19 protein-coding genes and 1 tRNA gene are annotated in these 19,049 nt (G+C 55.6%); 10 read left to right on the top strand and 10 right to left on the bottom strand.

All coding sequences use genetic code 11. The annotated features are described in order from the left end of the window. Positions 1 to 113: 113 nt before the first annotated feature. Entirely contained in the window at positions 114 to 953 is an 840-nt protein-coding gene (locus VW41_04105; protein AJZ91847.1) for an RpiR family transcriptional regulator, read from the bottom strand. 122 nt (positions 954 to 1,075) lie between these two features. Between VW41_04105 and VW41_04100 the strand changes: the two genes are divergently transcribed. The 4 genes from VW41_04100 to VW41_04085 are packed head-to-tail and all read left to right on the top strand — an operon-like array spanning position 1,076 to position 4,616. Then, positions 1,076 to 2,659, top strand: coding sequence for a gamma-glutamyltransferase (locus tag VW41_04100; protein AJZ88286.1), 1,584 nt, complete (start codon positions 1,076 to 1,078; stop codon positions 2,657 to 2,659). An 11-nt stretch (positions 2,660 to 2,670) separates the two neighbouring features. Beyond that, positions 2,671 to 2,859, top strand: a complete 189-nt coding sequence (locus VW41_04095; protein AJZ88285.1) for a hypothetical protein — start codon at positions 2,671 to 2,673, stop codon at positions 2,857 to 2,859. Continuing rightward, a complete protein-coding gene (locus VW41_04090; GenBank protein ID AJZ88284.1) occupies positions 2,856 to 4,232 on the top strand; it encodes an amidase in 1,377 nt (458 codons plus the stop codon). The genes VW41_04095 and VW41_04090 overlap by 4 nt, the downstream gene beginning before the upstream one ends. Then, positions 4,233 to 4,616: a hypothetical protein gene (locus VW41_04085; GenBank protein ID AJZ88283.1), complete on the top strand. Its 384-nt coding sequence runs from the start codon at positions 4,233 to 4,235 to the stop codon at positions 4,614 to 4,616. Between the two features lie 731 nt (positions 4,617 to 5,347). On the opposite strand, the gene VW41_04080 is transcribed toward VW41_04085, so the two are convergent. From VW41_04080 to VW41_04070, 3 genes are read right to left on the bottom strand one after another with little or no spacing between them, the layout of a single operon-like run. Beyond that, on the bottom strand, positions 5,348 to 6,304 hold the full coding sequence (locus tag VW41_04080; protein AJZ88282.1) for an allantoinase: 957 nt from the start codon (positions 6,302 to 6,304) through the stop codon (positions 5,348 to 5,350). A gap of 17 nt (positions 6,305 to 6,321) precedes the next feature. Continuing rightward, on the bottom strand, positions 6,322 to 7,059 hold the full coding sequence (locus tag VW41_04075) for an Asp/Glu racemase (protein AJZ88281.1): 738 nt from the start codon (positions 7,057 to 7,059) through the stop codon (positions 6,322 to 6,324). Positions 7,060 to 7,061: 2 nt separating this feature from the next. Next, a complete protein-coding gene (locus VW41_04070) occupies positions 7,062 to 7,775 on the bottom strand; it encodes a GntR family transcriptional regulator (protein ID AJZ88280.1) in 714 nt (237 codons plus the stop codon). A gap of 143 nt (positions 7,776 to 7,918) precedes the next feature. On the opposite strand from VW41_04070, the gene VW41_04065 reads away from it, so the two are divergent. Continuing rightward, the gene (locus VW41_04065; protein ID AJZ88279.1) at positions 7,919 to 9,412 is read left to right on the top strand and encodes a nitrate reductase; all 1,494 of its coding nucleotides are present in this window, start codon (positions 7,919 to 7,921) and stop codon (positions 9,410 to 9,412) included. Between the two features lie 147 nt (positions 9,413 to 9,559). Beyond that, positions 9,560 to 10,483: a membrane protein gene (locus tag VW41_04060; protein AJZ88278.1), complete on the top strand. Its 924-nt coding sequence runs from the start codon at positions 9,560 to 9,562 to the stop codon at positions 10,481 to 10,483. A gap of 111 nt (positions 10,484 to 10,594) precedes the next feature. On the opposite strand, the gene VW41_04055 is transcribed toward VW41_04060, so the two are convergent. Both VW41_04055 and VW41_04050 read right to left on the bottom strand, forming a co-directional pair. Next, positions 10,595 to 10,671: transfer RNA gene (locus VW41_04055), tRNA-Asp, on the bottom strand. Between the two features lie 134 nt (positions 10,672 to 10,805). After that, the gene (locus VW41_04050) at positions 10,806 to 11,537 is read right to left on the bottom strand and encodes a DNA polymerase III subunit epsilon (GenBank protein ID AJZ88277.1); all 732 of its coding nucleotides are present in this window, start codon (positions 11,535 to 11,537) and stop codon (positions 10,806 to 10,808) included. Between the two features lie 66 nt (positions 11,538 to 11,603). Here VW41_04050 and VW41_04045 point away from each other — a divergent pair, with 66 nt between their 5' ends. Further along, positions 11,604 to 12,080 (top strand): ribonuclease H, encoded by a 477-nt coding sequence (locus tag VW41_04045; GenBank protein ID AJZ88276.1) that lies wholly within the window; start codon positions 11,604 to 11,606, stop codon positions 12,078 to 12,080. Here VW41_04045 and VW41_04040 read toward each other — a convergent pair. Further along, complete coding sequence (locus VW41_04040; GenBank protein AJZ88275.1) at positions 12,034 to 12,798, bottom strand: hypothetical protein; 765 nt, start codon at positions 12,796 to 12,798, stop codon at positions 12,034 to 12,036. The two genes, VW41_04045 and VW41_04040, sit on opposite strands and share 47 nt — an antisense overlap. 35 nt (positions 12,799 to 12,833) lie before the next feature. Here VW41_04040 and VW41_04035 point away from each other — a divergent pair, with 35 nt between their 5' ends. Both VW41_04035 and mltD read left to right on the top strand, forming a co-directional pair. Continuing rightward, positions 12,834 to 13,589, top strand: a complete 756-nt coding sequence (locus tag VW41_04035) for a hydroxyacylglutathione hydrolase (protein AJZ88274.1) — start codon at positions 12,834 to 12,836, stop codon at positions 13,587 to 13,589. A 70-nt stretch (positions 13,590 to 13,659) separates the two neighbouring features. Next, positions 13,660 to 15,030 (top strand): lytic murein transglycosylase, encoded by a 1,371-nt coding sequence (mltD, locus tag VW41_04030; GenBank protein ID AJZ88273.1) that lies wholly within the window; start codon positions 13,660 to 13,662, stop codon positions 15,028 to 15,030. A 46-nt stretch (positions 15,031 to 15,076) separates the two neighbouring features. On the opposite strand, the gene VW41_04025 is transcribed toward mltD, so the two are convergent. The 3 genes from VW41_04025 to VW41_04015 form a co-directional block, all read right to left on the bottom strand. Continuing rightward, positions 15,077 to 15,844: an SAM-dependent methyltransferase gene (locus VW41_04025; GenBank protein AJZ88272.1), complete on the bottom strand. Its 768-nt coding sequence runs from the start codon at positions 15,842 to 15,844 to the stop codon at positions 15,077 to 15,079. Positions 15,845 to 15,915: 71 nt separating this feature from the next. After that, positions 15,916 to 16,719, bottom strand: a complete 804-nt coding sequence (locus tag VW41_04020) for a hypothetical protein (protein ID AJZ88271.1) — start codon at positions 16,717 to 16,719, stop codon at positions 15,916 to 15,918. Between the two features lie 146 nt (positions 16,720 to 16,865). Then, entirely contained in the window at positions 16,866 to 18,041 is a 1,176-nt protein-coding gene (locus VW41_04015; protein AJZ88270.1) for an MFS sugar transporter, read from the bottom strand. Between the two features lie 104 nt (positions 18,042 to 18,145). Between VW41_04015 and VW41_04010 the strand changes: the two genes are divergently transcribed. Next, positions 18,146 to 19,048, top strand: a complete 903-nt coding sequence (locus VW41_04010; GenBank protein ID AJZ88269.1) for a LysR family transcriptional regulator — start codon at positions 18,146 to 18,148, stop codon at positions 19,046 to 19,048. Position 19,049: the final 1 nt, after the last annotated feature.

Raw genomic sequence — 19,049 nt, 5'->3', positions numbered from 1 at the left:
GGCAAATTTTTTTCCGGCTGGCAGGCTTAAGCCAGCGCGGAAAAACAGGGTTGGGTAAAAACGATGAACTATTTTGGCTCACCCGGAATGTGCAGTTGCACCGATGAGGAGCATTAGCGCTGTTCGAGCTCGTCCAGCTCTGTATACAATTCAGCGATATTATGGATACGCTGACGTCCACTGGTCAATGATTCATGCAGCACTGCGTTAGCCAGTAAATTGACCAGGCTCATGGCGCTGCTGTAGCTGTCAAACGCCGAAACGCTATCGAGGGGCGCGCTCAAATGCCAGCCAGACCAGGCGGCCAGTCCCGCCGAAGCGGGCTCGCTCAGCAGCACCAGCGGTATACCGCGCTGCTGCAAGCTGGCAAGCAGCGGCTTGATAATGCGCGGCCTGCGGCGAAACGCCACGGTGACCACGCAATCTTCCGGGCTGATATCCACCAGCTCTTCCGCCAGCGTCTGCCCCGGCTGCGGGAGCAGATGTACGCCGCTGCGCACCTGCAAAAGCTGCTGGCGTAAGTGCATCGCCACCGGCCAGGAGTTTCGCATCCCAATGATAAATAGACGCTTCCCGTTCACAAGCGCATTGACCACTTCGGCAAACGGGCCCGCTTCCAGGTGATTCACCAGCTGAGTGAGGTTAGCCATTTCCTGCTTGTAATGGCGGGCCAGCAGCGTATTGCCCTGCACAGCATCACGGTTTTCCGTTAGCGGCATGCCGCTCTGGCGCAGGGTGCGCAACTCTTCGCGCATATCCTTGTAGCGCTCGTAGCCTAAGCGTTTGAACAGGCGGCTCACGGTAGCCTTGGAGACGCCTGAAAGCCGAGCCAGCTCTGCGCTGTTGTAGCTGATCAAGTCATCAAAATGGTCAACGATGAACGAGGCCACGCGCTGTTCCTGCGGGGAAAAGAGCGCCCATGACGCCCGTAAACGCTCGTCTAACTGTTTCATGCTGGCTCCTGTAACTTTTGTTTCATCGAAGCCTGACACAGTGAAACGATCCCCGTCAACCTGGAACATCTCTTGCTTCTGATTTCCCTACCCGAGCGGAATTCCTGCAAGAGAAGAAAAATATGCAAAGCAATATGGCCCCCGGTGGCATGGCGGTGACGCCCCATCATCTGGCCTCTGAAAGCGCACTCTCCGTCCTGCGCCACGGCGGCGATGCCATTGAAGCAATGGTCGCTGCCGCCGCGACTATCGCGGTGGTTTATCCGCATATGAACGGCATCGGCGGGGACGGATTTTGGCTGGTTGTTCCGCCCCAGGGCGAACCTGTTGCCATTGACGCCAGCGGGGCTGCCGGCTCACTGGCATCACTGGATTTCTACCGGGGAGAAGGCGCCATTCCCCATCGCGGCACTCGCGCTGCATTGACCGTGCCCGGCACGCTGAGCGGCTGGGCAGAAGCGCTGAAAGTGTCATCGGAGCTTGGCGGCGGGCAGATGCCGCTTTCCCGCCTGATGGCCGATGCTATTCGCTATGCGGCAGACGGGATCCCGGTCACCGCCTCTCAGGCGAACGCGACGCAAAGCAAATACGCCGAGCTGGTCGATATCCCAGGTTTTGCCGACACGTTCCTGCAGCGTGGCGAAGTGCCCGTCACCGGGAGTCGTTTCACCCAGCCCCGGCTGGCCGCGACCCTGACGCGAATGACGGTTGAAGGCCTGGACAGTTTCTATCGCGGCCCGCTGGCCTCAGTTATTGCCGACGAGCTGGCCGAACTGGGGCTACCTGTCACAGCCGCCGACCTGGCGGCACACAGGGCAACTCGCACCACACCGCTGCGGCTTGAGCACCAGGCCGGCGAGATTTTTAATCTCGCGCCGCCGACGCAAGGGCTGGTCTCGCTGGCGATCCTCGGCATCACTGACCGTCTGTCGATGGCAAACGCCAGTGAGGTTCAGACCGTACACCGCATCGTGGAGGCCACTAAAAAAGCCTTTGCGCTACGGGACACGCACATCACCGATCCGCGCCTGATCGCTACCTCGACACAAAACCTGTTAGATCCCGAAGCGCTGGATCTGCTGGCAGCGAAAATCGACGACCAAAGCGCCGCCCCGTGGGGAAAAGGCAAAGGCCCAGGCGACACGGTCTGGATGGGCATTATCGACGGTAACGGCCTGGCGGTGTCGTTTATCCAGAGTATTTATCACGAGTTCGGTAGCGGGGTTGTGCTGCCCAAAAGTGGCGTGCTGTGGCAAAACCGCGGGGCTTCTTTCAGCCTCGATCCAGAGCATCTGCTGGCGCTGGTACCGGGCAAAAAACCCTTCCACACCCTGAACCCGGCCGCGGCCAGGCTCGCCGACGGCAGGACGCTGGTTTACGGCTCAATGGGCGGCGACGGTCAACCGCAGACGCAGGCGACAATCTTTACCCGCTATGTGCTTCAGGGTGTCGATTTACAGGAGGCAATCTGTGCCCCGCGCTGGCTGCTGGGCCGTACCTGGGGGCAGGTTTCCGACAGCCTTAAGCTTGAAAGTCGCTTCAGCCCCGACACCGTAACCGCGCTTGAAGCCCTGGGACACGAGGTAGAAACAGTCTCCGCCTTCAGCGAGATCGTCGGCCACGCCGGCGCCATCGTCAGACATACCAATGGCATGCTGGAAGGTGCGTGGGATCCGCGCAGCAACGGCAGCGCCGCAGGCTTTTGAGGAAAATGCGAATGAACCAACCTTCTTTTGACTGGCCGCACTACATTGCCCTGATGGAGCAGCTGCTTGCCGTGCCGCTGACCGACGAACGCCGTAAAGAGCTGGAGTTTCAGCTGGCACGCATTGCGGCCATGGCTGAACCGCTAATGGCCTTCCCGCTGCCCGATCGCCAGGAAACCGCCGGAGTCTATACATTATGACCGCCCTTTCTATCCGCCAGATCCAGCAGGGGCTGCGGGACAAGGCTTTTTCGGCCGCCGAGCTGGCCCAACAAACGCTGGCAAAGATTGAGCAGCGAAACCCGCAGCTTAATGCCTTTACCGAAGTCACTCAGGATCGTCTGCTGAAAGAGGCCGCCGCGGTTGACCAACTGATTGCCAGCGGCAGCCCTCTGCCTGCGCTCGCGGGCGTGCCTTACGCGGTAAAGAATCTTTTCGATATTAAAGGGATAACAACCCTTTCAGGCGCGGAGCTGTTTGCCGGGCAACCCGCGGCTGCCGACGATGCCTTTGCCATTACGCGGCTGCAAAAAGCGGGGGGGATGCTAAGCGGGGCGTTGAATATGGATGCCTATGCCTACGGCTTCACCACGGAAAACAGTTATTACGGCGCCACCAAAAACCCGCACGACCTGTCACGTATTGCGGGCGGATCGTCCGGCGGCTCAGCGGCGGCAGTCGCCGCAGGCCTGGTGAATTTTACCCTTGGCACCGACACCAACGGCTCTATTCGCGTCCCGTCTTCTCTTTGCGGACTTGTGGGCCTGAAGCCTACTTTTGGTCGCCTGTCGCGCGGCGGCAGCCATCCTTTTGTCGCCAGTCTCGACCATATCGGCCCGCTGGCTCGCAGCGTAGAGGATGTCGCGGCGGTTTACGATGTGCTGCAAGGCTACGACGGCAGCGATCCTTTTCAGGCTTCCCGCGCCATTGAGCCTGTTTACACGGCGCTGGGCAGCGATACGCCGCTTCGCGTGGCGGTGCTGGATGGCTTCTTTGAGACCTGGTGTGACGAGGATGCCAAAGAGGCCGTTAGCCGGGTAGCCAAAGCGCTCCAGGCCTCGGAAAAGGTTTCTATGCCGGAAGCCGAGCTCGCCCGTTCGGCGGCCTTTTTGCTCACCGCCGCCGAAGGGGGCAACCAGTACCTGCCTGCCCTGCGTACCCGTCCTGAACGTTTTGAACCGAATTCGCGCGAACGCCTGCTGGCCGGGGCTATGACGCCATCGGCCTGGTACACCCAGGCCCAGCGCTTCCGGGCCTGGTTTCGCGATCGCACGCTGCCGCTGTTTGACCATTTTGATCTGCTTATTGCGCCAGCCACACCCTGCAGCGCCACGCTTATCGGGCAGCAAACTATGCACATAAATGGCCAGGAGATCCCGGTCAAAGCCAGTATGGGGATCCTGACCCAGCCTATTTCTTTCCTCGGATTGCCGGTTGTCAGCGCCCCGCTGATCGCGGCCAGCGGTTTACCAATTGGCGTGCAACTAATTGCCGCGCCGTGGCGGGAAGACGTTTGCCTGCAGGCCGCACGACAGCTGGAAATTCAGGGTATTTTACAGACGAAGGTAAGTTAAATGATGCGAGATAATATCGACCGCCCGGCCATTTTAAATGAAGTGACTGCGGCATTTTATCGCTATGAGCAGGCGCTTATTACCAACGATGTCGCCGTTCTGGATGAGCTGTTTTGGGAGGATGCCCGCACCGTGCGTTTTGGCGCCACGGAAAACCTTTATGGCATTGCGCAGATCCGCGACTTCCGCAACGGGCGCTCACCGAAAGGGCTGGATCGCCAGTTGAGAAATACCGTCATCACCACCTTCAGTGACGATCTGGCGGTAGCGAGCACAGAATTTACCCGAGAAGGCAGCGACAAGATTGGCCGCCAGATGCAGACCTGGGTCCGGTTTGCGTCAGGCTGGAAGATTGTGGCGGCACATGTGAGTTTAATGGGGTGATAGTCTGTTTCTTCACCATAAAGACCTTCTGTTTATGAAAGCCCATGCCGTGTTCCGTTCACCTCAAATACAGCTTCATATGTTGCCACCATACCGGTGAACGTCTTAGGGGAGTCACCGTCACTCCCCTAAGAACCCGGACTCCCGGCCAAATAAATCGACCGCTGAAGCGGCAGACCTCCGTTTTATCTCCCAGTCCTGGGTCGGCTGAGATGCGTTCCCGACGCTCTCAGCCTCCGGCCGTTCCCGACGTCTAGACCCTGGCCAGTCGGAGAGAAAACGGAGGCGATTTAAGCCGGAACCGTGCCTCGCTTTACGTTCAGCACTGACTTAAACCGCAGCATCACTGCTGGTTTTTTACCCTCATCCTAACCCTCTCCCGGGAAAGGGGAGGGAATAGATTGCGTTCTGTTCTGACCTGGTGTTTTCTCCTTCGCTCCCCTGGGGAGAGGGCCGGGGTGAGGGGAAGACGCGTTCCCGGTTATTTTTCAACGACCCTGAATGTTTGGGTGATAGCCGGTGGATTTACCGCTTCAGCGGCGATGAGCTCGCCGGCGCCGGGGGTTGTCAGGGGGTATGCCGTAATGCCCCCTGACACGTTCACCGTGCTCTGAACGTGTCAGGGGAAACAGAGATACGGGTGAACGGAACAACAGCAAAGTGACAAATATCTTCAAAGACATATCTGTATAAAAATGGCCTCCACAAAAGAATGGGAAGGGCCAATAACATCATTCAGCATACGGATGCGTCTTCAGCCAATGCTCGGCAATGTCCTGCCTTCTGCAAATCCACACCCCGTCATGCTGTTGGATATAATCCAGGAAGCGTTGCAGCGCCCGGAAGCGGCCCGGCCGGCCTAACAGGCGGCAGTGCATGCCGATGGACATCATCTTCGGCGCCGTGTCGCCTTCTTCATACAGCACGTCGAAGCTGTCTTTCAGGTAGGTGTAGAATTGCTCTGCGGTATTGAATCCCTGAGCAGTGGCGAAGCGCATATCATTGGTATCCAGCGTGTAGGGCACGATCAGATGGGGTTTGGTGCTGCCATCTTCGCAGGCCACTTTGCTCCAGAAAGGCAGATCGTCACCGTAGTAATCGCTGTCATACAGCAGGCCGCCGTGCTCAACCACCAGCCGGCGGGTATTGGGGCTATCGCGCCCGGTGTACCAGCCCAGCGGGCGGGAGCCAAACAGATCTTCCAGGATTTCCATCGCCTGGTGCAGGTGCTGTCGCTCGGTGGCGGCGTCCATATTCTGATAATGGATCCAGCGCCAGCCGTGGCTGACCACGTCGTAATCGGCGGCTTTAATTGCGGCCACAATTTCCGGGTTGCGGGCCAGCGCCATGGCGACGCCGAACACCGTCAAAGGCAGGCCTCGTTTTTGGAACTCATTGTGGATACGCCAGAACCCTGCCCGGGAACCGTATTCGTACAGAGAGTCCATCGACATGTGGCGGTCCGGGAAGCTGGCCGCCCCGATGATATCGGAGAGAAATTGTTCCGAACCGCTGTCGCCGTGCAGGACGTTGTTTTCCGCCCCTTCTTCAAAATTCAGGACAAACTGGACCGCTATGCGCGCGCCGTTCGGCCACTGCGCATGGGGAGGATTGCCGGCGTAACCCGCAAGATCGCGCGGGTAGTTGTCGGTAAAAGAGTAGCGATTACGCTTTTGTTCTTCCGTCATAGTTGGCCTCTTCAACCTTAACCCAGCCGGGCAAAGGTGCCGGAAAGCGGCTTTTTATTTGGATAAGCGAGGTCGCCAAATTTACTGGTGCCGATGCCCAGCGCAACCAGCGACTCCACCAGCTTCACCGCCGCAGTTACGCCGTCGATTACCGGGATGCCGATCTCTTCAGTCAGCTCTTTCGCCAGGTTCGCCATGCCGCCGCAGCCCAGCACGATCGCCCCGCTGTTGTCTTCTTTCTTGGCCTGAATACAGCGTTCACGCACCATGCGCTGGGCAAGCCCGGTGCCGTCTTCCAGCGCCAGTACAGGGAGATCGATAGCATGCAGCGCCGCGCAGTGATGCTCAAACCCGTATTGCTGCAGTAAATGGCGGGCGATGATGACCGTGCGCGGCAGCGTGGTCACAATAGAGAAGCGGGTCGCGACCATGGTGGCCATATGCATAGCCGCTTCGGCAATGCCAATCACCGGCCCGCTGGCTATCTCGCGCGCCGCCAGCAGTCCAGGATCGCCAAAACAGGCGATGACGTGCCCGTTTGCTCCCTGCGCCTTGCCCTGCTGAATTTGTTCCAGCACGCCGATGGCCGCAATGGCTTCATCAAAGTGCCCTTCTATTGATTCCACGCCCTGCTCCGGGCAGGTCGCGAGGATTTGCGTGCCGGGAGCGGCAACGCTGCGCGCGGCTTCAGCAATGGTGTGCGTCATCGCCAGGCTGGTGTTGGGGTTGATCACTTGAATAATAGGCTGGGGCATGGTTATTCCTGTCGGGCGCCAAAGATGCGGGCGAAGTCTGGGGTGGTTTCACCGCTGCGCTCAAAATGCAGGCTGGAAACAATGTGCTCGAAGTGATGCTGCATCGCCAGGGTCAACGGCTCAATGTCTTTTTTACGCAGCAGATCGATAAGATGTTCATGATCGTCGCAGCGGCAGCCGCGCTGCCACGGCGCGCCCCACGCGGCGATAACCAGCGATGAGCGGTGCGTCAAACTGGTGACCATTTCCGTCAGCACGGCATTGCCGGAAATGGCCTGCAGTTGAATATGAAACGCCGCCGAGAAACGAATTGCCGCGGGCCCGTCTCCGTCGCGGTGCGCTTTTTCTTCCTGCTGGATGATTTTACGCAGCGCGGCAAGGTGTGGCGCCTGGAGATGCTCGAGCACATAAGGCAGGTTGGCGCACTCAAGGACGGAACGGGTCTGGAAGATCGCTTTTGATTCTTCGACATCTGGCATCGCCACAAATGCACCACGCCCGGGCAGCATGGTGATCATTTGCACCGTTGCGAGGCGCGTTAAGACTTTACGGATCCCGGTTCGGCTAATGCCAAAAACTTCCGCCAGCGCTTCTTCCGGCAGTTTGCTGCCCGGTGGCAGCTGATGTTCGACCATCGCCGTCATCAGCGATTGCCAGATAACGGCTTCTTTATCATGCAGTTCTGCTGGGGCTGTCACCCCGAAATCACGTTTCATTCACCTCTCCTGTTAGCACCAGGCACCCTTGGTTTGTATACAATATCACTGATAATTGAATACAAGAAATGCAAACCTGGCCTGGTTCCTGCAATACCTATGGCAGACATAATCCATCTTCTGTTTTTATAGGAGCAGATCCCATGCCAGGTATAGAGAACAACGCAACAGCCATGAAAGAGAGTGCCAACGCCGGCTACAGCCCGCGCCTGTGCAACGATGACCTGGCCCCAACCCGCCACCAGACTTGGTCCTGGTATAATATTTTTTCGTTTTGGATGTCTGATGTACACAGCATGGGCGGCTATGTGGTGGCAGCCAGCTTCTTTACGCTCGGGCTTGCCAGCTGGCAGGTGCTGATTTGTCTGCTGGCAGGAATTTGTATCGTGCAGTTTTGCGCCAACCTGGTCGCCAAACCCAGCCAGATGGCGGGCGTGCCCTATGCGGTGATTTGCCGCCAGGCTTTCGGTGTTTTCGGCGCTAATATTCCAGCGGTGATCCGCGGGCTCATCGCCTTCGCCTGGTACGGGATACAAACTTATCTGGCCGCTAATGCGTTAATGCTGGTATTACTGAAGTTCTGGCCGACGCTGGCGCCAATGACTGGCGTGAGCTTCCTCGGCCTGTCTCAGCTCGGCTGGATTTGCTTCGGTATTATGTGGGTGCTGCAGGCGATGGTGTTCTGGCACGGGATGAACGCCATTAAGCGCTTTATTGATATCGCGGGCCCCGCCGTTTACATCGTGATGATGGCGCTGGCAGGCTGGATCGTTTATCAGACCGGCTTCGATGGCATCTCCTTTACCTTAGCCAGCAAACAGCTTAGCTCCGGCGAGCAGGTGTGGCAGATGATCACCACCACCGCGCTGGTTGTTTCGTATTTTTCCGGCCCGCTGCTGAACTTCGGTGACTTCTCTCGCTACGGTAAAAGCATGAATGAGATCCGCCGCGGCAACCGCTGGGGCCTGCCGTTTAACTTCCTGCTGTTCTCTATTGTGACGGTGGTGATTGTTTCCGGCACTCAGTCACTGTTCGGCAAGATGATCACCGATCCTATCGAAACCGTGAGCCATATCGGTAACAGCCTGGCGATGGCGATTGGCCTGCTGACGATGATCACCGCAACTATCGGGATCAATATCGTGGCGAACTTTGTTTCTCCGGCGTTCGACTTCTCTAACTGCTCGCCACAAAAGATTAGCTTCCGTGCGGGCGGGATGATCGCCGCCGTGGGTTCCGTCCTGCTGACGCCGTGGAACCTGTTCCAGTCCCCGGAGCTTATCCACTACACGCTGGATGTTTTGGGCTCGTTCATTGGGCCTCTGTTCGGCATCCTGCTGGCGGACTTCTATCTGGTGAAGGGAGGCAAAATTCACGTCGACGATCTGTTTAACGACACGCCAAAAGGCCGCTACTGGTACAGCAATGGCTTTAACCCAAAAGCGATTATCGCCCTGGTGCCTTCGGTTGCCGTTTGCCTGACCATCAGCTTTATTCCTTCGCTGCATGAAGTCGCCAACTTTAGCTGGTTTATCGGTGTATTCCTCGGCCTGAGCTGCTACCGCTGGCTGGCGCGTAGTGAAAAGACAAGCGTTGCTGCCGGTTTTGCTGGCCACGTAGCCACCTCAAAAGAGTAAATATTGAGGCCTGGGCCCGGAGGGGTTCAGGCTTTTTCATTTCCTGACATACTCTTTTTCTTCTCCACGACGACGGCTGGCCCGGCAGCGAGTAATATATTCTCCCTTCGCCCTTCCCAGCAAAATCCCGTGTCAAAGGAGAGTCCCTTGCTCAGCAGTAAGAAGTCGGCCACAGAGGCTGCCCCCCATAAACCATCGGCCTGGTATGTTTTGCTCCTGTTCACCATTCCGCCGCTGCTTTGGGCATGTAATTACATCGTCGGCAAAGCCGTTCGCAACGATATTCCACCGGTGGGGCTCACCTTTATGCGCTGGCTGGTGGCACTCATTGTGATTTTGCCGTTTGCGCTCCCTTATATAAAAAGAGACTTTCGTCGTTACCGGGAATATCTGGGCTGGATTGTCGCAGTATCGGTGACGGGTATCGTCTGTTTCAGCCTGCTGGTGTATATCGGCCTGCACCACACTTCAAGTACTAACGCCCTGTTGCTTAACTCCTGTATACCGGTGTTGATTATGCTGTTTGGCGCGCTGTTCTTTGGCCACAAGCTCAGCGTTAAGCAGGTGGTGGGCCTGGCAATTTCCTGCTGCGGCGTGCTGTTTATTATCTTTAAGGGCGATATTCACGGGCTGCTGCAAATGGCATTTTCATCGGGTGATCTGATGCTGCTGGCGGCCATGGCCTGTTTTGCTCTGTATACGCTGTGGATCCGAAAAATCCCTTCCGATATTAGCCGCATGGGGCTGCTGGGCGTTCAGGTGGCTATCGCACTGGTGGTGACGCTGCCGCTGTGGCTGCATGAAATGAGCACCGGCGCAGTGCCGCACTGGAATACCATGACGATTTCGGCGGTCGTGTTCCTCGGCGCATTCCCCTCTTTTGTTTCCTACCTGCTGTACGGACGCTGCGTGGAAGCCGTCGGCGCCGCACGCGCCGGGCTTAGCATTCACCTGATTCCAGTCTTCGGCGTGGTGCTGTCGCTGGTGTTTCTCGGCGAAACGCTGCATCTTTTCCATATCATCGGAATTGCGACTATTTTGATCGGGGTGGCGCTGGCCAGCAGGCACTAGAGATAACGTCAACCAGCCCTCGCGCGAGTGCCGCGCGGGGGGAAGGCGAATTTTACGAAAGGGATAAACGACGAAGGCCTGAGTCATTGCTGACTCAGGCCTTCTGAATTGTGGCGGAACGGACGGGACTCGAACCCGCGACCCCCTGCGTGACAGGCAGGTATTCTAACCGACTGAACTACCGCTCCGCGTTTTGTTCCCCGTCGGGAACGAAGCGGATATTACGGATTGCCCCGATAACCGTCAACGATTTTTATCATAAAATTAACCGTTTGCCGTAAAAATCACCTGAGTGGCGATTTTTAACTCATTTTGGCTTTTTTTAGCTGCGCCAGAGGCAGCTACCACCTTTCTTCTGCACCAAATCAAGACGGGATTCATGGGCCACCAGTTCTTCATCACTGGCGTGGATCACACGCATGCCTGATGCACGACGCACCACGCGCTGAATACCACCGCTGCCCTGCTGTTGCTGCACGTCACCCTCCATAGAGAATTTCAGCGACGTTTGCCCGCCGGTCATCATCAGATAGACGTCGGCCAGAATTTGGGCATCGAGTAATGCGCCGTGCAGCGTACGTTTGCTGTTGTCTATTTCATAACGCGAGCAGAGCGCATCGAGGCTGTTTCGCTTGCCCGGGAACATCTTACGGGCCATTGCCAGGCTGTCGGTTACCTTACAGAAGGTGTCCGTTTTGGGAATGTCGCGCCGCAGCTTGCTGAACTCGTAGTCCATAAAGCCGATATCAAACGAGGCATTGTGAATGACCAACTCGGCCCCGCGAATATAGTCGAGGAATGAGTCTGCAACCTGATCAAATGTTGGCTTATCGGCCAGGAATTCATCCGCAATACCATGCACGCCAAAGGCTTCCGGATCCACCAGCCGATCGGGCTTCAGGTAGACGTGGAAGTTATTGCCCGTCAGGCGGCGGTTAATCACTTCAACCGCACCGATCTCGATAATGCGGTGCCCTTCGTAATGAGCACCGATCTGGTTCATACCGGTCGTTTCGGTATCGAGGACTATTTGTCTGGTGGTGGTAGAAATCATATAGCTGTGCTCATCGCGCTCGTTTGTGTCAGACTTGACCTTTTCATCACAGGAAGTCTACCAGAGATGCGTAAACAGGTAGAAGTTTTCACCGATGGCTCCTGTCTGGGAAATCCTGGACCGGGCGGATTCGGTGCGATTTTGCGGTACAAGCAGCATGAGAAAATCTTCAGCGAAGGGTTTCGCCTCACGACCAATAACCGTATGGAGATGATGGCCGCTATCGTCGCGCTTGAAGCGCTGATTGAACCCTGCGATGTGGTACTCAGCACCGACAGCCAGTACGTCCGCCAGGGCATTACCCAGTGGATTCACAACTGGAAAAAACGTGGCTGGAAGACGGCGGATAAAAAGCCGGTGAAAAACGTCGATTTATGGAAGCGACTGGATGCCGCCCTCAGCCACCATGAGATTAAGTGGGAATGGGTCAAAGGGCATGCCGGCCACCCGGAAAACGAACGCTGCGACGAACTGGCGCGCAACGCTGCCTCCCGTCCTACTCATGAGGATGTGGGTTATCAGCCGGACTCGGCGGCACCTTAACAACGGCTTCGCGGTACTGCCGCGTTGCCCCTACCGCCGAGCGAATCTGATTTTTCGCTTTGCGGCTTTTCATTGGGTTCAGCGTCAGTGGCAACGTGCGTTTACGTGCCACGATAACGTGCATACAGCCCAGCGCCGGCAGATGAGCACTCAGCAAACGTCCCCCTTGCTTATGCCAGGGCAGAACCTGAAAACTGCGCCGGTACATAACTTCAAAATTCAGTAACGACAGCCAGTCTTGTTGCCTCATTGGGGTAAACATTCGGCTATTATAAGGCGCACGCTTACGCAGGAACGGGACGGTTTTGCCCAGCCCCAGCAGACTAATGGGATTAAAACTGCTGAGCACGATCCAGCCATCGTCGATCAGGACACGATCAACTTCTCGCAGCAGGCGGTGGGGATCTGGGCACCAGGGCAAGGTGCGGGCCAACAGACAGGCATCCACCGACTTCGCCGCAAACGGCAAGTGCAGAGGATCGGCGTTAACCTGCAGATGCTCGCCCTGCAGTGCCACATTAACCTGATGCGAAATTGCACAGGCTTCCGTGTTCACTTCCGCACTCAGGTTGCCGATTTTCAATAAATGAAAGCCGAACATTTTAGCCAGCCAGGGGCGGAGCTGCTCTTCGAGCGCATCCCGATAGTGTTCTCCCCATCGCAGCTGCGCCCAATGATGGGGGGAAGTGATAATCTCAGGTATCCTTGCCGGTTTCATCACTACCTTCTTAATGGCCATAGAGAGGTTGAACTATGAATCTTAACAGTATTCGCGCCTTCCAGGATAACTACATCTGGGTGCTTAATAACGAGCAGGGAAAATGTGTGATCGTGGACCCAGGCGACGCCGAGCCGGTCTTGAAGGCAATAGAGGAAAACGGCTGGCAGCCGGACGCTATTCTGCTGACCCATCATCATGCCGATCACGTGGGCGGCGTTCAGCAATTAAAGGACAAATTTCCGAAGATTGAGGTCTACGGCCCGGAGGAAACCCGGCAAAAAGGCGCCACTCAGATCGTGGGCGAAGGGGATAAGTTTAGTCTGCTTGGGCGTGAATTTCGCGTGATAGCAACACCTGGTCACACTTTAGGACATATCTCTCTTTTTAGTTTTCCTTATCTATTTTGCGGCGACACTATGTTTTCAGGCGGCTGCGGAAGGCTTTTTGAAGGTACAGCAGATCAGATGTTTAATTCATTTCAAAAGCTTAATGAGCTCCCCGCCGATACACTGATTTGTTGCGCACATGAGTACACGGAATCAAACATAAAGTTTGCCTTAAGTATTCTGCCCAATGATGAGCATTTAGAGGGATACTATCGAAAAGTTAAGGAGTTACGCGCAAAAAATCATTCAACCTTGCCGTCTTCTCTGCAAACAGAACGTGAAATAAATATTTTTTTACGCACTGAAGATGCTGTTTTAAAAGAAGAAATTAAAAAAGAAACAAACTTGCAACAACCCCATGAGATATTCGCCTGGTTAAGGACAAAGAAGGACAGCTTCTGAATATTCTGGTTGTGTTGTCGAAAAGGCGACGGTATCATCGCTCGTCTTTTAAGCAACCATTGACACACACATGAAGGCAAAAGCGATACTACTCGCCTCTGTCTTGCTTGTCGGGTGCCAGGCGTCAAAGCATGATGCCAACATTCAACAGCACGCACAGAGTCTGTCTGCAGCTGGTCAAGGTGAAGCAGGAAAGTACACGGGTCGAGCGACCTCCGCGCGATGGATGGATGATGGAACCTTCCTCGCGCAAGATCAAAACCTGTGGAACTTCATCGGCAACGAGCTAAAGATGGGGATACCGGAAAACGTCCGTATCCGCGAACAGAAACAGAAGTACCTGAGTAATAAGAGCTATCTCCACGATGTAACATTACGGGCAGAGCCGTATATGTACTGGATTGCCGGGCAAGTTAAGAAACGCAACATGCCAATGGAACTAGTACTACTACCCATAGTGGAGAGCGCTTTTGACCCCCACGCGACGTCTAGCGCGAATGCCGCAGGCATTTGGCAGATTATCCCAAGTACGGGGCGCAATTACGGTCTGAAGCAGACCAAAGCGTACGATGCACGCCGTGATGTAGTGGCTTCCACCACCGCAGCACTGGATATGATGCAGCGTTTGAACAAGATGTTTGACGGCGACTGGTTGTTGACCGTGGCGGCGTATAACAGCGGTGAAGGCCGCGTGTTGAACGCCATTAAAGCGAACAAATCGCGGGGTAAACCTACCGATTTCTGGTCGCTGACTTTGCCGCGTGAAACAAAGATCTACGTACCGAAAATGCTGGCGTTGAGTGACATACTCAAAAACAGTCAGAAGTACGGCGTACGTCTGCCAACAACGGATGAAAGCCGCGCGCTGGCGCGTGTTGAAGTGAGCAATCCGGTTGAGTTAACGCAGGTTGCCGAAATGGCAGGCATGTCGCTTACCAACCTGAAGACCTTCAACGCCGGGGTGAAAAGCACCACCGTTGGAAAAAATCAGCGCTATGTGATGGTGCCGAAGAAGCATGCCGATCAGCTGAAAGCCTCTCTGGCTTCAGGCGAGATCGATGCTTTACAACCAACGCTGGTGGCGGATAACCGCCTCAACGCTGGCGGCAACAAATCTTACAAAGTGCGTTCAGGGGATACTCTGTCCAGCATTGCTTCACGCCTCGGTGTGAATGCTAAAGATTTGCAGAGCTGGAATAACCTGCGCGGTTCGCACCTTAAAGTTGGGCAGACGCTCAGCGTGAAAGGTGGCGCAACGCAGCTGGCCGATAACAGCAGCATCACTTATCAGGTGCGCAAAGGCGACTCGTTGTCGAGTATTGCTAAACGTCACGGCGTGAACATCAAAGATGTGATGCGCTGGAACAGCGGTACCGATGACCTGAGACCGGGTGACCGTCTGACGCTGTTTGTCAGCGGCAACAACGCCCCGGAAACCTGATAGACAGAACAAAAAAGGCACCTTAGGGTGCCTTTTCTTTTTTACCTCACGCCTTTCGCGCTTCCAGCATGATGATATCGCTGGTGAACGAGCCATCTCGCTGTAATTCGAAGTATTGCTTCACCTCGTCCGAGGCGCTTTTTTGATAGGCGCGGATCGCGTCCGATAACACTATCGGCGTACGCATTCTGGCGATCCAACTGGTGAACTCAAGATTCAACCTGTCGCACAACACGCTGTGCGTTACCAGGCCCGCATCATTGAACAGGCTAAGCCACTCTCCGCTGGAGTAATTACGCACATGCGAGGTATCGCGCAGGGCCTCGACCGTCTGCAGCCAGATATCCTTTACCGGATGGCCTGGCGAGGTAACATCCATAAAGATAGCGATACCACCGGGCTTAAGCACACGTTTCACCTCGCGCAGCGCCTGGCCGACATCGTGCCAGTGATGTGCAGAGTAGCGGCTAATCACCACTTCAAAGGTGTTGTCGTCGAACGGAAGAGATTCCGCATATCCCTGGCGTGTTGCAATGTTCGCTATTCCACGAGTCGTTGCCGCCTCAGCAACTACCGCCAGCATCTGCTCGGACAGGTCATAGGCTATCACAGACTTCACTTTAGCCGCGGCAATAAAGCTGGCATGCCCTGCCCCGCATCCCATATCCAGGAGCGTAGCATGGGGGAAGTCATTCAGCCGTGCGCTGAGCCGCTCCAGATCGCGCCCGGAAGCATGAACCGTGCTGGTTAAATAGGCGCTGGCCTGAGCTCCAAACTGCTGGCCAACTTTGTCGTGATGGGATTGCGTTGTCATCGTTATGTCCTTGCGGTTAAGTGAGAAAAAGGGCAGCGCACAGGTCTGCCCAACGGCAGACCTGACGAACCTTATTTCAGCTCAGGCTTGCCGGGACGGAATTCAACTAGTAGCGGATTATGGTCTGATGCACGGGTCACCAGCACCGAAGCCTCGGTAACGTTCAGGCCACGATAGAACACGAAATCAAGAGGGCGACCAAACGCCCGGCGGCGGTGATCGTCGGTAAAGCGCACTTCGCGCAGCGTCATCTCTCGGGCAAAGCGGAACAGCGCGTTCATGCGCGGGCGGCTCCAGGCATTGAAATCACCGGCCATGATCACCGGCCCGTTGTGATGTCCTATCTGATCCCCGATGGGCCCTAACTGTTTACTGTAGACATCAACACCGAGGCTAAAATTAACGGCATGGATATTAATCACCATCAGCATGCGCCCGTCTGGCAGCGGATAGACCGTGACCAGGGCTGATTTAGACAAGCGCAGGATAGGCTCGCGTTCACGCAGCGGGCAGCAATAAACAGGATGAGCAGCAGACAGCGTCATCACGCCAGAAGGATGCTGAGGTAAAACAAAGGCAGGAACCTGGTCGGCAGCCAGATAGTTGGTGGTCGCAAACCTGACCAGTTCAGGCGTCGTTTGCGCTTCCTGTAACAACATCAGGTGCGCGTCTTTGCCGAAGGTTTGCAGCACCGAAAGCCAGTCGGCTCGCTGCTGCTTAAAGATATTCCACACCAGAACGCGTATTGTGTCCTGACCGGGTAAAGGCTCACCGGGGGGTAATGCCTGGCCGATAGTCGCAAACGAGCCAGGAGGCAGAATTCGCTCTGCTGGCTGTCCGGCTACATATCGCATGGCATAGGTATTCTTGTGCACGTTTGGCTAACGACCTCAGTAACTCAACTTGCCTGCAGTTCGCAGACTATCTTTCAGTTATAGGGACTTTAGCGCAGACTTTCAACGACCATTACAAACCATTGCCTTTCCGGAGCGTAAACGGTCACGCTCCGGAGAGATAAAATTTAACCGATAGCAACGCGTGATTGCTTATCGAGTCGGCCACTTATGCCAATCAGCAGCAGCGCCAGAACAACGATCACGGCGCCAATCCACGGCGTCTGTGCCAGGCCAAAGTTTTGTACGGTCTGGCCACCAATAATGGAGCCCAGGGCAATGCCGACGTTAAATGCTGCAATGTTGAGTCCGGAGGCAACATCTACCGCATTTGGCGTGTATTGCTCAGCCTTTTGGACAACATAAACCTGTAGTCCCGGCACATTGCCGAAAGCAAAAACGCCCATCACCAGAATCGTCAGCAAGGCAGCAACATGCGAATGCGCGGTAAACTGGAAGACCAGAAGCAGCGCAGCCAGCGCGGCAAAGATAAATTTCAACGCCGGGACCGCCCCGTGGCGATCCGCCAGTTTTCCGCCCCAGATGTTGCCGATGGCCACAGATACGCCATAACCCAGCAGGATCCAGCTAACTGCAGAAGGTGAGAAGCCGGCCAGATCCTGCATCATTGGAGCAAGGAAAGTGAAGGCGGTAAACACGCCCCCGTAGCCCAGCGCTGTTACCAGGTAGATAAGCACCAGACGCGGATGCGTTAGTACCTGTAACTGTTCTTTTATCCCCGCCATCGCGCGGTTAGGAATATCTTTCGGGATAAGGATCATGCTGCTTATTAACGCGATCACGCCAATGGCCGATACCGCGAGGAAAGTTTCGCGCCAGCCAAAATGCTGCCCGATGAAGGTCCCCAATGGTACCCCGGTCACCAGCGCTACCGTCAGGCCACCAAACATAATGGCAATGGCTGAAGCGGCTTTATCTTTAGGCACAAGGCTTGTCGCAATCGTTGATCCAATGGAGAAAAACACACCGTGTGCCAGACCGGTTAACAGGCGAGCCACGACCAGAGTCTCATAATTAGGCGACAGCCAGGCGATGACGTTACCCACGGTGAATAGCGCCATCAGTCCGATAAGCAGCTGCTTACGCGGAAGTTTGCCCGTTACAGCGGTGAGAACGGGCGCACCTATTGCGACGCCCAGGGCATAGATAGAAACCAGCAATCCTGCCGACGGCACAGAGATAGCGAGCTGTTCAGCGATGGTCGGTACAAGCCCGACAATAACAAATTCGGTGGTGCCGATTGCGAAAGCACTGATCGTCAGTGCAAGAAGCGCCAGAGGCATAATTTACTCCATAACGGGTGTCTGTTGATGACACGCAGTATGGCGGGATGCTTAAATAACAAAAATATGTAAAATCTCAATAGAATTTTGCTTGTGGAGCAACAATGAAGGCTACATCGGAAGAACTTGCGATTTTCGTTGCCGTAGTAGAGAGCGGGAGCTTCAGCCGTGCAGCAGAGCAACTGGGGCAAGCCAACTCGGCGGTGAGCAGAACGGTTAAAAAGCTGGAGATGAAGCTGGGGGTGAGCCTACTCAACCGCACAACCCGGCAGCTAAGCCTGACGGAGGAAGGCGAACGCTACTTCCGTAATGTGCAGCAGATTCTGCAGGCGATGGCCGCCGCCGAAAATGAAGTGATGGAAAGCAAACAGACGCCGCGGGGATTATTGCGTATCGATGCCGCAACGCCGGTAATGTTGCATTTACTGATGCCGCTGATAAAACCGTTCCGCGAACGCTACCCGGAAATGACGCTCTCGCTTGTCTCTTCAGAAACGTTCATTAACCTCATTGAACGTAAAGTCGATGTGGCGATTCGCGTCGGCAATTTAACCGACTCGAGCCTACGTGCTCGTCCGCTCTTTAGCAGCTATCGCAAGATTATTGCTTCACCTGAGTATCTGGCGGCTCACGGCACGCCGGAGAGTGCCGCCGATCTGGTGAATCACGTCTGCCTCGGCTTTACAGAACCGTCCTCCCTTAACCGCTGGCCGGTTTCACAGGCGGATGGGCAGCTTTTTGAGATAAAGCCAGGGTTATCTTCGAATAGCGGCGAAACGCTTAAACAGCTGTGCCTGTCGGGGAACGGCATCGCCTGCCTGTCGGATTTTATGATTGATAGAGAGATTGAGAGCGGAGAATTTGTCGAGGTGCTTGCCGATAAGCTTTTACCGGTCAATATGCCTTTCAGCGCGGTGTACTACAGCGACCGTGCGGTCAGTACCCGTATCCGGGCCTTTATCGATTTTCTAAGCGAAGCGGTAAAACGGCCCCCTGAAGGGCCGTAAT

It is taken from the genome of Klebsiella michiganensis (assembly GCA_000963575.1).
Lineage (GTDB): Bacteria > Pseudomonadota > Gammaproteobacteria > Enterobacterales > Enterobacteriaceae > Cedecea > Cedecea michiganensis_A.
The sequence above is the reverse complement of the archived record's forward strand: the minus strand, read 5'-3'. Positions and strand labels throughout refer to the sequence as shown.

Bases quoted from the DNA above. Each gene is read 5' to 3' on its own strand.
- VW41_04065 (AJZ88279.1), top strand. From the start codon at position 7,919: ATGCCAGGTATAGAGAACAACGCAACAGCCATGAAAGAGAGTGCCAAC.
- mltD (AJZ88273.1), top strand. From the start codon at position 13,660: ATGAAGGCAAAAGCGATACTACTCGCCTCTGTCTTGCTTGTCGGGTGC.
- VW41_04040 (AJZ88275.1), bottom strand. From the start codon at position 12,798: ATGAAACCGGCAAGGATACCTGAGATTATCACTTCCCCCCATCATTGG.
- VW41_04015 (AJZ88270.1), bottom strand. From the start codon at position 18,041: ATGCCTCTGGCGCTTCTTGCACTGACGATCAGTGCTTTCGCAATCGGC.
- VW41_04085 (AJZ88283.1), top strand. From the start codon at position 4,233: ATGATGCGAGATAATATCGACCGCCCGGCCATTTTAAATGAAGTGACT.
- VW41_04105 (AJZ91847.1), bottom strand. From the start codon at position 953: ATGAAACAGTTAGACGAGCGTTTACGGGCGTCATGGGCGCTCTTTTCC.
- VW41_04100 (AJZ88286.1), top strand. From the start codon at position 1,076: ATGCAAAGCAATATGGCCCCCGGTGGCATGGCGGTGACGCCCCATCAT.
- VW41_04025 (AJZ88272.1), bottom strand. From the start codon at position 15,844: ATGACAACGCAATCCCATCACGACAAAGTTGGCCAGCAGTTTGGAGCT.
- VW41_04090 (AJZ88284.1), top strand. From the start codon at position 2,856: ATGACCGCCCTTTCTATCCGCCAGATCCAGCAGGGGCTGCGGGACAAG.
- VW41_04035 (AJZ88274.1), top strand. From the start codon at position 12,834: ATGAATCTTAACAGTATTCGCGCCTTCCAGGATAACTACATCTGGGTG.
- VW41_04080 (AJZ88282.1), bottom strand. From the start codon at position 6,304: ATGACGGAAGAACAAAAGCGTAATCGCTACTCTTTTACCGACAACTAC.
- VW41_04095 (AJZ88285.1), top strand. From the start codon at position 2,671: ATGAACCAACCTTCTTTTGACTGGCCGCACTACATTGCCCTGATGGAG.
- VW41_04075 (AJZ88281.1), bottom strand. From the start codon at position 7,059: ATGCCCCAGCCTATTATTCAAGTGATCAACCCCAACACCAGCCTGGCG.
- VW41_04070 (AJZ88280.1), bottom strand. From the start codon at position 7,775: ATGAAACGTGATTTCGGGGTGACAGCCCCAGCAGAACTGCATGATAAA.
- VW41_04010 (AJZ88269.1), top strand. From the start codon at position 18,146: ATGAAGGCTACATCGGAAGAACTTGCGATTTTCGTTGCCGTAGTAGAG.
- VW41_04050 (AJZ88277.1), bottom strand. From the start codon at position 11,537: ATGATTTCTACCACCACCAGACAAATAGTCCTCGATACCGAAACGACC.
- VW41_04045 (AJZ88276.1), top strand. From the start codon at position 11,604: ATGCGTAAACAGGTAGAAGTTTTCACCGATGGCTCCTGTCTGGGAAAT.